This is a genomic window from Candidatus Magnetominusculus dajiuhuensis (assembly GCF_046044395.1).
GTDB classification, from domain to species: Bacteria; Nitrospirota; Thermodesulfovibrionia; order Thermodesulfovibrionales; family Magnetobacteriaceae; genus Magnetominusculus; species Magnetominusculus dajiuhuensis.
The window spans coordinates 17,506-31,686 of the sequence record NZ_JBJUSG010000012.1 but is presented as its reverse complement, the minus strand read 5'-3'; the positions used below and the strand labels follow the sequence as shown (position 1 = coordinate 31,686).

Genomic DNA, 14,181 nt, shown 5'->3' with positions numbered 1-14,181 from the left:
TTCTTTTCTTTGTCTGTCATTCCGGCTTGTCCCTTGCCGTCATTCCGGCTTGTCTGGAATCTTCCCTTTAGTGGGAGTTTCATGATGATTGTGCATATTCTGAGGCATAAGGACAGATTCCGGACAAGCCGGAATGACAAAAATAAGGGCGGTGACAAAAATACCGGAATGACAAAAATAAGGGAGGCAATCTCTAATACGTTTGCCCTGCTTAGGTACTCCGGTGCCCCGAATCTTTGCTATTTTCCTATCTTTGTGTTACACTATTATCACCCAAGGGAGGTCGCTAATATGACATCAGGTGTCGCCGATACGAAAGCTGTACGCCCTGGCAGCCCGATTATCTCGGCGTCCGCAGCAGATTTGTTCAGGTCTGTCTCAGGCATTGCCTCTGTTTTCGTCTTTGGCACCGGTGTTTTGGTCATCGTCGGCTGGGTGTTTAACGTTGAAATCTTAAAGATACTCTATTTCAGCCCGATACAGATGAAGGCCAACGCCGCTGTCGCGTTTGTCTTGACAGGGCTGTCGTTGTGGTTTATACAAACCAAAAGAGCCTCAAGCCGGACGCGGCTTATTTCCAGGTCATGTGCCTCAGTAATTGCTTTAATAGGGCTTCTCACACTATTTGAATATCTTTTTAATCTGGACATCGGGATTGATCAGGCGCTGGTTGTGGATATACCTAACGCGGCTATAACGTCAAACGCGGGCAGAATGGCTCCCTTTACGGCGGTAGATTTTGTGCTGATTGGAATTGCCCTGTTTCTGATAGATGTCGAAGTGCGCTGGAGACTTAGATCGTCGCAATTTATCGCAATTGTCATGGGACTGATTGCCTTAACATCTCTTATGGGTTATGTTTATGGTATTGCATCAATATATACGCTATCCCTCTATAATGCCATGGCATTACACACGGCAATCGCGTTTTTAATGGCATCTATCGGAATCCTTACCGCTCGTCCCGACAAAGGAATAATGATTTTTCTCGTTAAAGACAGCATCGGCAGCGTAATGGCGCGCCGTCTCTTAATTGCCACGCTGCTAACTCCGTTGTTGATAGATATAATCCTTGTATCAGGCCAAATGGCAGGCCTTTATGGCGTAAACCATACATTGGCGATTGACGATATACTTTTAATGTTTATACTAATCGGCATAGTTTTGCACACATCCATATATCTGAATAAAATAGACGATCAGCGCAAACAGGCCGAAGAGGAAACAAAAAGCATAGCAAGGTTCCCCAATGATAATCCATTCCCTGTGATACGTATTGACAGGGAACTGAATGTTACCTATATCAATAACGCAAGCAAATTAATGCTTGCCAATTTAGGATTTCATTACGACGGCGATAGTTTTACTGCTGGTGCAAAGTGGCGCGACCTAATTACTGGCGCGTTAGACTCCAGACAGGTGAAAAGTATTGAAATACCAGTAGACGGAAGGGTGTTTCACTTTACCGTCGCGCCTATACAGGACATGGACTACGTAAATCTCTACGGTTATGACATCACTGAACGTAAGTTGGCGGAGAAGGCGCTTGCTTACGAAAAAAATAAATTACAAAACATATTGAACAGTATGCAGGATGGTATCTATATCGTAAACCATGAGCATAAAATAGAATACGCAAACCCATTAGTCATCAAGGAGTTTGGTCCTTACAAAGATTTAAAGTGCTTCTCTTATTTCCACGGCCTTAATTCGGCTTGTCCGTGGTGCAGAAACGAGGAGGTATTTCAGGAAAAAAAGACGGTACGCTGGGAACTTACCATGCCTTCGACAGGCAAGACCTATGATATAATTGACACGCCTTTAACAAATCAGGACGGCAGTATTTCTAAGCTGGAAATATTCCGGGATATAACCGCCCGTAAGCTGATGGAGAATGACTTGCGGCTGTTTTCACAGGCGATAGAAGAGACTATTGACAATGTGCATATAGCCGATATGGCAGGGAAGATAATCTATGCTAACAAGGCAGCAGCCAAAATGACCGGCTATTCCTTCGTGGAGAGTGTCGGCATGGATGTGGTTAATTTACTAAAAGACAGGGACTTTGCGAAAAATGTGATAATACCCGCTATCTATTTCAAAGGGGCATGGGAGGGGGAGATTTTATGCGAAAAGAAAGACGGCACGACTTATTTGGGATGGCTGGCAGCGACCCTGTTTAACAATACCGACGGCAAGCCTATTGCGATGATTGGAACGTTACGCGACATTACAGAGAAAAAGGCGATTGAGGAGGCCTGCCGCGCTGCTGAACAGAACATGTCGGCGCTCATGAACTCCATTACGGAAAGCGTTGCGTTGATGAGTAGAGACGGTGTATTTATCACGGTAAACGATACATTCGCAAGGCGTTTCAACAAGGACAGCAGCGAGATTGTTGGAAAAAGCCTGAAGGACATTCTCAACCCGGCCCTTTTTGAATCAAGGAACAGACACTTCAATGAAGTTATAAGCACTGGAAGGCCTGTGAGCTTTGAGGATACACGGAACGAAATTAATTTTTCAACCAATTTTTATCCTGTTTTTAACGATAACAATAAAGTCAGCGGCGTGGCCCTGTACGCAGACGATGTCACGCTGCGTAAGAAATATGAAAATGATCTATTGAGTTCTATCAAGGAGAAAGAGGTACTCATGCGGGAAGTCCATCACCGCGTCAAGAACAACCTGCAGATAGTGGCCGGACTTGTCGGCCTTCAACTCAATTACGTCGAGAATGAGACCTATCGGGCTATGTTTACTGAAACACGGGACAGGATAAAATCTATCGCCCTGGTTCACGAAAAACTCTATCGCTCAAAAGGGCTTGCCGAGGTAGATTTAAAGAAATACGTATCAGAGCTTTCAAACGAACTGTTCAGCTCTTTCGGCGTTGACAAAGACACCATTAAGTTAGCCCTTGACGTGGAACATGCCGTAATTGGCGTAGACGTCGCTGTTCCATGCGGGTTGATTATAAATGAACTCTTTACAAATATCCTGAAATATGCCTTCCCTGATAAGACAAGCGGCGTTATCACTATCTCGATTGCCGCCACAGACGACGGCAAATATGAGATGGTAATTGCAGACAACGGTGTGGGGTTCCCTGAAGGCGTGGATTTCAAAAATACAAAGAGTCTGGGCCTGCACATAGTGAACCTGCTTGTCAAACAAATCGGAGGCACGATAGAACTTGACAATACACTCGGAAGTAAGTTTATCATTAACTTTGAAAATCACAACAAATAAAAGGAGCTTAGTACCAATGGATAAGACGCGAATAATGATAGTAGAAGACGAGGGGATAAGCAGCGCGTACATACAAGGGACATTGGAGCGGCTTGGATATCTCGTCACTTCGGCAGTTTCGACGTCGGAGGAGGCCATAGAAAAGGCAGAGAAGGACAGACCCGACCTGATCCTTATGGATATACACATCCATGGGAAAATAGATGGCATAGATACCGCGAATGAAATCCGATCGCGCTTTAATATCCCCATTGTTTATCTCACCGCCCACTCGGACGAGGCTACATTGGAGCGGGCTAAGATAACCGAGCCTTTGGGTTACGTGCTCAAACCCTTTGACAGCAGGGACCTGAAGTCAAGCATTGAAATAGCTTTGTATAAGCATAAGATGGACACTAAGATAAAAGAGCTGGCCCATTACGATTACCTTACCGGGCTGCCCAACCGATCGTTGTTTTTTGACCGCCTTGAACAGGCTCTGAAACAGGCAAAACGTAACAAGAAGGATGTTGCCTTACTTATGATAGACCTTGACGGTTTTAAATGTATAAATGACCGTATGGGGCACGAAGCGGGGGATGAGGTGTTAATAGAGATAGCCAAAAGATTAAAATACCAGATACGCGACTCGGACACTGTGGCTCGTTTTGGCGGTGATGAGTTCGTGGTTATTCTCACAAACCTCTCCGGCCCCGGGGATGCGGAGACGCTTGCCTTAAAGATAGTCGTATCTATAGGTAAGCCGTTTCATTTCAAAACCCCATACTGCGCTATAGGTGCCAGCATAGGGATAAGTTTTTATCCGACAGATGGTTACGACGCGGAAACACTGCTGAAAAAAGCGGATGTCGCTATGTACCGTGCAAAGGAAAATGGCAAAAATAATTACCAATTATTTCATGACGTCCACAACAAAGTTAATGGAAATATAAAGGAGGCGCTCGCACTCTTGTTAAAATTTGTCTTACAGCATAAAGCGGCATGGGAACACAGCGATTGGCTTGAGTTTTTAATAAGTCTCAAAGAAAATGGATTTTTTATTTCGAAGACGATTGAACCACATGTCGGCGCAATCCTCGGAACGCTAAAAAATTTCTACTTGTTACCGCAGACTGGCACTGTAAGCATAGAGGAATTACTATCCCGCCTTTGTGACGAGGCCGCAGGTTTTATCGTGGAAACTAATGGCATTTGGACAGTACAGGAGTGGGAGGCCTTTACAAGCAGCATTGAGTCAAAGGGGATACTGCTGGATGAACAAATGGCGGCATTGTTCTGCGACATTATCGAGACAACAAAGTCGCTCCATATTTTGTGTTGTTAAGGAGCGTCTATCTAAGAGAAATATAGAAATACGGAGGTTACAATGCGTGACAGTAGTAGCGATAAAATATCTTACTGCGTATCAATAAACGATGAGGATGTCTTTGAGGCAATGAAGTCCATAAACGGTTATCTCGACATAACGCCGGAGGATTTTAAAGAGGTGTATCTCGCGGCATATAAACATGCCATAGGCAGGGTAACAAAATCAGTGGCTGTCAAAGAGGTTATGACAGTCGGCGTGGTCTTTGCCACAGTAGATATGCCGCTTACAGAAGTGGCCGACAGGCTTTCTGAAAATGCAATCTCCGGCCTTCCGGTAGTGGACGATAGGGGTCGGCCGGTCGGTGTTATATCGGAGAAGGATTTTCTTTCGCGTATGGGGGTTGAGCATGCCCTCACGTTTATGTCTGTAGTTGCGCTTTGTTTAAGAGGCAGGGGCTGCGACGCCATGCAGATTAAAGAACTTACCGCCAAGGACATAATGGCAACGCCAGCGGTGTGTCTAAGTGAAAACGCTCCGATACATGAGGCCGTTTCTCTTTTTGTATCTAAGAAGATTAACAGGATACCGGCGCTTTCGTCAGAGGGTAAATTATCTGGAATAATAACGCGCGGCGATATTTTCAGGTCCCCGCTATTTCAAATAAACGTATAGGGTATTGGAGCACTGAAGCCGCCAACGGGCGGCAGATGGCATTCAACTGACAAAACATGTGGAAAATACGGGGTGAAGGGGGGGTTACCCCCCCTTCGTCGTTAATCCTTCTTTAAAAGGGCTATTGCCTCACTGAAAAGGCCGCTTATCTTTTTAGTCTCGGCGGATATCCTGTTTAACAACTCCGGCAGGCCGCCGATAGACAGAACTGACGGTTTCTCTGCCCATTTAACATACGTATCTGCGTGTTCGTCGTTATGTTCCAGCCAGTGTTGAAGCATTGCATTGAGCTTATCATAATCGTCCATGAGTTCCCCTTTAGTGTCTAATGTTTAAATCTCAGGCTTTCGTCCAGATTTATATTAAAGTACGGGTCAACATAATTCTCTATATCCCATCTCTCTCTGAATAAGTTAACCTCTGCCTCGAAAAGCCCGGCGCATCGGTCTGTGTCCTCGTATGGTTTTCCCACGCTTACTGATTCGTGATGGTAGAGTTTGGCGTATGGTGTATAGATAACCTTATAGCCTTTCTTTCTCACGCGCAGGCATAGGTCTATGTCATTAAAGGCTATCCTGAATTTGACATCAAAACCTTCCATCTCATCAAACAGCGACTTGCGCATCAACAGGCACGCCCCAGTTACGGCGGTCACGTTTCTCACAGTGTCCTTGGCGTGCAGAAATGGGAAACTCATCGGTTTTCTATCAGGATAGAGCCTTCCCACGTGTGAGGCCGCGCGCCTGAGGCCAACCACGACACCCATGTGCTGGATGCTGTTGTCAGGGTAGAGCAGTTTCGCGCCGACGGCCCCAACCTCCGGCAGTTGCCCGTATTCCATCATCGCTGAAAGCCACGTCCGCTCTATCACCTCAGTATCATTATTCAAAAATAACAAATACTGCCCTTGTGCCCGCGCTGCCGCCCAGTTATTTGCCTCCGCGTAGTTAAACTCTGGATTGGGATAATCAATTTTCTTAATTATCTCTCTCTGCCTGATTTCCTCGTAAAATTCACGCGTGGCAGGCTCAATGCTGCCGGTGTCCAATACTATTATCTCAACGTTGGGATAGTCTGTCTTGTCAATGAGGGATGTCACGCATTTCTCTAAATATTCCACCTTGTCCTTAGTCGGTATGATAATTGAGACGAGAGGTGTTCCCCTCAACTTCCTCTTAATCCTGTAAAGGCCGGTGTCGTTTTCATTTATCACCTCACCTTCGATGGAGTTCCTTTCCATATAGTCTGTCAGGGCCTTCACGGCGCTTTTAAAGGCGTATGTCTTGTACTGAGAGCTTTCTGAGGCCGAGCCGTATATCTTTCTCCAGTGGTAGAGTGCCTTAGGTATATGGGCTATGCGCTCAGGGGTTGTCTGTTGTGTAAATCTCAGCACCATGTCATAGTCCTGTGAGCCTTCAAAGCCTTTTCTGAAACCATTGATTTTGTCCATGATAGATTTTCTGTAGACGCCAAGATGGCACGTGTACATCATTGAACAAAAAAGCTCAGGCGACCAGTCCGGCTTAAAAAATGGGTCACAGAGTGTGCCGTCTTTCTCCAGCTTGTCCTCGTCGCTGTAGATGAGGTCAAGCTCATGGTTGCTGTTGAGGAGCTTGACGTTTTCATAGAGTGCGTCCTTTGTCAGCTCGTCGTCGTTATCGAGCAGGGCAATAAACTCCCCTTCAGCCATTTTCAGCGCCTCGTTTGTCGCCCCTGAGATGTGCATATTCACTGTGCCTAAGGAAATCTTAATCCTCGAATCCGCGTCTTTCCATTTATAAAGGCATTCGATTGTCTCCTTGTGCGTAGAGGCGTCGTCGTAGATACAAAGCTCCCAGTTTTCGTAGTACTGGTCTACTACCGATTGAATGCACTTGTCCAGCCACTGGGGGGATACGTTATATACCGGTGTGACAACAGATATCTTAGGCCTGTACAGAAACTCCTCTATAATGCCTTTTATCTTACTCAGAGGTGGATGTTGCATTTTCCCCAGATATTTCTCGTACGAATCAGCAACATAGTACTGCGTTGACCATTCCCTGACAAGGCCGGTTTCGGATATTATTTTAAGTGTAACGCAGTGGTCGCCAGCGGTAAAACTATTCTCATACGCGTTATAAAGGACAAAGCCCGAATGTGAACTGTTCTTATAGCAGGGGAGAATCTTTCCGATCTCCTGTGTGCTGATGCCATGAAACGCCTTGTCAATGTACTGGTCATCAACGTAAACCTCCACACCTCTTACCCCGTCAGGGCTGGCCGCCCAGCCCTCGGCTTCTATGACGTCAGGGGTTACAAGAAGTTTGTCGCAGCTTAGAATTATTTTCGGCACATCATGGAGATATCCTTTGTATGGCCTGTTGATAAAATTGTATTCGTATATTTCCCTCGTAAGGCCGGACATGGAAACCGCCACTACTTTGAGTGTGTGATAACCCACCGGCAGCGGCCTGTCTAATTTCTGATATAGACAAAACCCGCAAGATACCCCGTTTGGGTATGTCCTCAGTAATGGGTATGTCTCCTCCATATCCCTGCGCTGAAATCCATAACGGGCAGTGCCAACAAACCCGTTATCCAAATACACCTCCACCTTGTCTATCCCGTCAGGTGACAGCGCCCAGCCCTCGACTTCTATAAAGTCAAGGGTTATCAGTATCTTATCGCAGCTTAGATTGACCCGTGGCACGTCATGGCGATATTCATTGTATAGCCTGCTGGCAAAATTACACTCATACACTGCCCTGGTAAGTCCTAGTGTGGAGACCGCGACTGCCTTGAGTGTGTGATAACCTATCTGAATCTCTTTGTCTAATTTCTGATATAAGATAAACCCGCAATCGGCCCCGTCTGGAAACGCCTTAAGCAGAGGGAATGTCTCTTTCATATCCGCGCGCGTAAATCCATAATGGGCAGTGCCGATGAACTCATTGTCCAGATACACCTCCACCCTGTCTATCCCGTCAGGTGAAAGTGCCCAACCCTCGACTTCTATAAAGTCAAGGGTTGGCAGCAGCTTGTCGCAGGCTATAAGGACCCTCGGTATGTGATAGAGAGTGTCTTTGCATAGCTTGTTGATAAAATTATATTCATACACCGCCCCGGTAAGTCCAGACGTGGAAACCGCCTCTATTTTGAGTGTGTGATAACCTATCTGAAGCTCCTTGTCTAATTTTTGGTATAAGATAAACCCGCAGTCTGCCCCGTCGGGGAATGCTTTAAGCAAAGGGAATACCTCTCTCATATCCCTGCGTTCGAATCCATAATGGGCAGTGCCAATAAACTCATTGTCCAGATAAACCTCCACCCTGTCTATACCGTCAGGTGACAGCGCCCATCCTCCTACCTCGATAAAATCCAGCGAAATATTCGCCCTATCTAATTGAATAAGCGCCTTGGGGTCAGTTCTCATCAGGTAGTCGCAATATTTTTCAATATATTCATGTTCAAAATCCCACGACATCGTCTGTCCATCTTTGGCAGTCGCCCTTATGGTAAGCGAATGTCTACCATGCGATAGCGGGGTCTCAAATACCTTTTCTAAAGTAAAGAATATCCTCTCTGTGTCTTTATAACATGGATAGCGCGGCGCAATGTCGTGTCTATCAGTTATTTTGGCATTGCCAACACAATTACCATCCACAAAAATCTCCACTGAGTGCAGCCCCAACGGTGTGACAATCCATCCCATTACCCTGGTTATTTCGCAGGTTGCCAGCAGCGTGTCAAACGATGTAAAAAACGTTGGATTGCTCCGTGAGTATGACTCATAACTTTCGACTGTTTCACAAACTACTTCAAGAGCGCCCTCATGGCCAATGTTGGAGCGTACTCTGAGCGTAACGGTATGCTGCCCTTGTGATAGGGGGCTTTCCAATGTCTTATACAGACAAAACCCGGAGTTTGCGCTGTCTTTGCAGCACGGGAATCTTTCGCTTATGCTGGCCTCTCTCTCTACCCCGCAAACCGCCTTGTCTATAAACACGCCGTCTATAAGAACGTCAACCTCTTTAGTCCCGACGGGGGATACCGCCCAGCCGGTTATCTCTATAACGTCAAACGTCAGCAGCACATTGTCACAGTTTATAAATATATTCGGCCTTTGGTGAGTAAGTTCCTCGTATTTCCTGTCAACCTCAATTTGGGCAGACCACAGTTTAATTAAAGAATCCCCATCTTGGGTTAGGGCCTTAATGGCAAGCGTATGAATACCGCCCTGCAGAGGCATGTCGAATGGCTTATAAAAGCAGAACCCTGAATGAGCGGCGTTTTTGTGAGATGGATATGCCCTTGCGACATCTTCTCTGCTGAGTCCATAGGGGGCTACCCCCACAAACGCGTCATCTATGTACACTTCTATACCAGAAATCTTCCTTGCAGATATCGCAAACCCGATAATTTCAACGGCGTCTGTGGCAAGATGAGTTTCGTCGCAGAAAATGGACGGTGTTTCTCTTATCGCTTCAACGGCCAGATTAGGGCTTTCTGCTATGCCTATTTCAGTGGTTGCCTTAAACGAAATAGTATGATGGCCTTCCTCAATGGGTGCTTCAAATTCGTGGTATAAACAAAAACCAGAGTTGATGGCACCTTTATAACACGGATACAACGCCTCAGCGTCCGGCCGTTGAATGCCTGGCACCACGCTGTGTAAATAAATATCGTCAATATATACATCCAACCGGCCAATCTGGTATGGAGACACCGCAAAACCGATCATTTCCACTGATTTAATATCCAATAATACCCTGTCACAATGAACGGCTACTTGTAAGAACGCTTCATATGTATCAGTTACATCAAGCTCAAACCTCTTTATATCCACATGTTCGCCGTTTGAAGTTATCTTTATTTCAAGTGTGGCAATGCCTGTGGGCAACGGCGGCTCAAGCGTCCTGAAAAGACAAAATCCTGCGTTGCCGGCATTATCTATTTCGGGGAAGGCCGCCTGTACATCGCTTCTTTCGATGCCATACACGGCGCAACCTATATGTACATCATTGATTGAGACCTCTATTGTCCTTATCCCATGTTGTGACACCGCCCAGCCCATGATGTCTATCGCGTTGATGGCCAAAACGGTTCTGTCGCAGTTGGCCGAAATCTCTGGAGGGGGAGGGGGCAACTGTGGCAGCTCCGGCTCTGGCTCTGCGCTTTTAACTATCAAGTCAATTATTCGCTGTTTTAATTTCATCTGTTTAGCAGCCTCAAAAACAATCTCTTTATCCATACCGCCAGGTTATAAAGATAAAACGAGCTGTGAGCCAGGTATGCCGCCGCAAGCTGTGAGAAGGCCGGATAGTGGTCCATATAACAGTATCTCCTAAAAAATAATAACCTATGCAGCAGGGCTATAAAAACTACCTGCCCAATTGTGCATATCTTAAGATCAAGATTCTTTGTAAAATAGAAGCTATCCTTCATAAGCCCCTGATTATATCATAATATCTCAAAAGCAGGTTAACCCCCGGTATCCCCATAGATTTTACAGTGCCGTATCTCCAGTTCGATTTCTTTACCATTGCCTTAAACCTGGTTGGGTTTAAGATGGCGGTGCGGCTTTTGATTCTGTCGCTGCTGAAATCAGTAACGCTTTTAGAGCCGAAGTCCTCTGCGTGCTTTATTCTGAAGAGGTGGCTCATCTCTTCCTTTGAGGGAAAGGCGATACATCTTTCGGCGGTAGTCATTATAAACGGTTTAATATCCTCAAAGGTACAGCCGGTGAGCAGAACTGATCTGAGAAATTCCTTAGAGAAATCAACGGCACCTTCTTTCATTGCCCTTATCAAATCGTTGTTAAGGAGTTCGACCGCCCTGCCAGAGTCCTTATCATCTTTAAAAACCGGCTCTACCATATCTGTTTTGGGATTTATTTTATAGCCGACAGTCGTGGGCTGGAGCGACCGTGCCCCCTCCTCAAACAGTTCCTCGAAACGGGCAAATATCTGCTCAACAGCGGAAGCCCGCCTCTGGTCAAGAAGTATCCCAATGACGGTGTTCCTTGTTTCGTCAAAGTTGTATTGGCCAAGGTTGCTGAAGCCAAAATAGAGGCCATAGACATGGGGATAGTCATGGCGCGGAATAAATGTGTCCTGCAGGAATTTTTGAATCGAGGCGCTCCATCCAATATCTATGAAGGCCGTCTTGCCGGAGCCAAAAAAATGTAGTTGATTCAGATACCTTTCTAATTTATTTTTATCTCCTTCCGCATACTTGCGCACGAGAGCCTGAAAGTCCTTATCAGCAAGCAAATCAGTAATCCGTGAATCGCAGTAATTCCATATAGGCTCCTCAATATGTTTAAAGCCGTGTTTCCCAAGTAGCGCCGCAATATCCTTATGATATAACCCGAAGACGTTCAAAATAGAGTATATGCCCTTTTGAGCCGGGTTGCAAAGCCCAAGCAGCGCCTTATCCAGCGGAAGCCCTTTGCATAAGGAGGCCAGGGCGGTAGACTTTCTCGTTAAATAGACATAATCAGTCGTAGGAGTTTCCTGCTCAGTCAATAGTGCCGGAGCAAATATATTAAAGATGTTTAAGAACAGCTCCCCTTCTCTGGAGATAAAAAAGGCCTTTTTTATCTCATGCCTCTTTACCTCCCCGATGGCACCATAGACAAAGGCCGCATATACAGGGCCTAAGAACGAGTATCCATAGTTGTAATAAAAATCGCCCCCTCCGGCCCTGCTACGAGGAGGACGTATGAGCTGCAGCGCGTAACGTCCCCTCCAGTAGGGATTTTTCGAGGCGAGGGCGTTGTAGTTAAGTAGTATATGTTTTTTCTTAAGATGCGACACATCATAAAGCCTTATGGCCTTTATACCCATTCGCAGGGGGACCCGGTAGTCTGCCTCCGCGTGGTCGCCGATATGCAGCAGGCGCTCCGGGGCCGCGCGCTCTTTCAATAACACATAGTCAAACAATTTGCCTGAGTGCTTGCCCATGGCGTGCTCTGAGGAGACATAAATATCGTCAAAATAACCGTCTATGGCCTTTTCCCTGAAGATTTCCTCAAAGTGCTCCCTATCAAGATACATGTTAGAGATGGCAATTATCCTTTTATTAAGAGATTTGAGCCACTTAAGGATTTCTATCATACCCTCTTTTACATAAATAACGTCTTTTTCGATGTCAAGGTCGAATTTAATAATCTGTCTTCGAAGCGGCTCATTTGTCTGCCCTGATATTGCGCGTGCCATTTCATCGGCTATGGCTGTAAAGGAGCATTCGGTGTCTTTGCCTTGGGCACCGGCTTTTTCTCTTAATTTAGTCTCTATCAGATTCCTGAGGGAATATACCTCATGGGACGAGTATGCCATGCCCAGGGTTTTGTTTAAAAACTGCGACAATGCGCGCGCCGCCGCCTCTTTTACCTTTTCGGGCGGTTCAATATCCCTCTCAAACAGCGTATCGAAGACATCAAAAGAAACAATGTCCACACCGCCGATTAACCCTTCTATGGCAGCCATCAGGGAGCGGACTGTCTTAACCTGCCGCCCACTGCTGACCTTCCACCAATTTAAGCGTAACATTTTTAAATCCAAGAAACCTCTGAACAAACCCGCATCAATACCTAAGCAGCGCTTAGACTCTTCAATACAACAGGGGGAGTCAATGTCCATAAACTCTATTGACTATCGTTGATTATAAAAAAGAAACGTTTATTTGTCAATAACAGCTTTTTTTTTTTCTTTGAGTGTGTTAGTATATCGGACTGCTGAGCTGGCTCAGGCACAGTATGGATGGCAGGACATGGAGAAATCTGGCAACACAGAGAAGCGGGGCAACACAGAGAAGTGGGACAACACAGAGAATAGTGAAAGAAAGTTTATCACATAGGATTAAGAACAGACTACGCAGGATGCTGCCAACGGTCGCGTTAGTGTCCCATCATAACGGGGCTGAGCCTGCCGCACCCCCGCAGACTGACAATACGGTGGAGACGCCGCTTTATAACATTCGAAAGGAAATCCTGAGAACGTTCCAAGGCGGGTGTTTCGACGCGATAGATATGGAGCCTTGCGGGCTTATTCGTATAGAAGGCTGGTGTTTAGAGGATATTTCGCAGGTATTAGACTATATTAAATTGTATATAAACGAGACCGCAGTGCCGGTTGAGTATTATTACAGGGTATACAGGGCTGACATAGCGGTTCACGCCGGTACAAATAATCATTTTACAGGGTTTGTAATAGAGTATCTGGTATCTTCGCCGTTTAAGGACATAAGAGTGACCTTCATGGAAGAGGAGATATTCACTTCGAAGATCGAATATCAGGTTGCTGCCCCTCATTACGCGGGGCTTATTTCAAGGACAACGGCAGCCACACGGGATGATATATACGGCTCTGCGCCAGCGTCCAGATTCGTGTCTGATGTTATTATGAATTTAGCCAGCAGCTACCTGCTGTCGCCGGTACTGGATTTCGGGTGTGGAAGCGGCGCTCTGATAAGAAATCTACGCGGCATCGGGATTGAGGCCTTTGGCATAGAGCTGGAGAGTGCGGCAATCATTGAAAACCTGTACCCGGACATTCAACAGTACGTAACTATATATTCTAATGGCTCATGGTATCCGTTTGAAGATGGGAGTTTTGAGAGCGTCATCTGCACAGAGGTCATTGAGCATATCTCTGACTTTGAAGGCGCGGTAAAAGAAATTGCGCGAATCGCAAGGAAGAGGGCTATTATAACCGTCCCCGACATAAGCGCCATACCTGTGTGTTACCAGCACAACGTAGTGCCGTGGCACATCCTTGAGGCAACGCACGTTAATTTCTTCAATCAAAGCAGCCTGAGCCACCTGCTGACCCCGTTATTCAGGGAAGTCGAATTCGTTAAAATCCACCCCAATACTATTAACGGCACGACATACTTCAACAATATCGCCTGTATCTGCACAAAATAACAGGCGGAACGAGCTCTCGTATCGCCGTGGAAACTCC

Annotated in this window: 8 protein-coding genes; 4 read left to right on the top strand and 4 right to left on the bottom strand. The window is 46.1% G+C overall.

Annotated features, from left to right (window positions below; all coding sequences use genetic code 11):
* Window positions 1-291: 291 nt before the first annotated feature.
* From AB7D94_RS03230 to AB7D94_RS03220, 3 genes are read left to right on the top strand one after another with little or no spacing between them, the layout of a single operon-like run.
* On the top strand, window positions 292-3,252 hold the full coding sequence (locus tag AB7D94_RS03230) for a PAS domain-containing sensor histidine kinase (protein ID WP_420264288.1): 2,961 nt from the start codon (window positions 292-294) through the stop codon (window positions 3,250-3,252).
* Between the two features lie 16 nt (window positions 3,253-3,268).
* Window positions 3,269-4,576: a diguanylate cyclase domain-containing protein gene (locus AB7D94_RS03225; protein WP_420264287.1), complete on the top strand. Its 1,308-nt coding sequence runs from the start codon at window positions 3,269-3,271 to the stop codon at window positions 4,574-4,576.
* A gap of 42 nt (window positions 4,577-4,618) precedes the next feature.
* The gene (locus AB7D94_RS03220) at window positions 4,619-5,233 is read left to right on the top strand and encodes a CBS domain-containing protein (RefSeq protein ID WP_420264286.1); all 615 of its coding nucleotides are present in this window, start codon (window positions 4,619-4,621) and stop codon (window positions 5,231-5,233) included.
* A gap of 101 nt (window positions 5,234-5,334) precedes the next feature.
* Here the strand turns inward: AB7D94_RS03220 and AB7D94_RS03215 are convergent, their stop codons facing one another.
* From AB7D94_RS03215 to AB7D94_RS03200, 4 genes are read right to left on the bottom strand one after another with little or no spacing between them, the layout of a single operon-like run.
* Window positions 5,335-5,541, bottom strand: coding sequence for a DUF8180 domain-containing protein (locus AB7D94_RS03215; RefSeq protein ID WP_420264285.1), 207 nt, complete (start codon window positions 5,539-5,541; stop codon window positions 5,335-5,337).
* A gap of 17 nt (window positions 5,542-5,558) precedes the next feature.
* On the bottom strand, window positions 5,559-10,466 hold the full coding sequence (locus AB7D94_RS03210) for a glycosyltransferase family 2 protein (RefSeq protein ID WP_420264284.1): 4,908 nt from the start codon (window positions 10,464-10,466) through the stop codon (window positions 5,559-5,561).
* Window positions 10,427-10,660 carry a hypothetical protein gene (locus tag AB7D94_RS03205; protein ID WP_420264283.1) on the bottom strand — a complete coding sequence of 78 codons (234 nt, stop codon included), beginning with the start codon at window positions 10,658-10,660 and terminating at the stop codon, window positions 10,427-10,429. Before AB7D94_RS03205 ends, AB7D94_RS03210 begins: the two co-directional genes overlap by 40 nt.
* The gene (locus tag AB7D94_RS03200) at window positions 10,657-12,768 is read right to left on the bottom strand and encodes an HAD-IA family hydrolase (RefSeq protein WP_420264282.1); all 2,112 of its coding nucleotides are present in this window, start codon (window positions 12,766-12,768) and stop codon (window positions 10,657-10,659) included. Before AB7D94_RS03200 ends, AB7D94_RS03205 begins: the two co-directional genes overlap by 4 nt.
* Window positions 12,769-12,974: 206 nt before the next feature.
* Between AB7D94_RS03200 and AB7D94_RS03195 the strand changes: the two genes are divergently transcribed.
* Entirely contained in the window at window positions 12,975-14,144 is a 1,170-nt protein-coding gene (locus tag AB7D94_RS03195) for a class I SAM-dependent methyltransferase (protein WP_420264281.1), read from the top strand.
* Window positions 14,145-14,181: the final 37 nt, after the last annotated feature.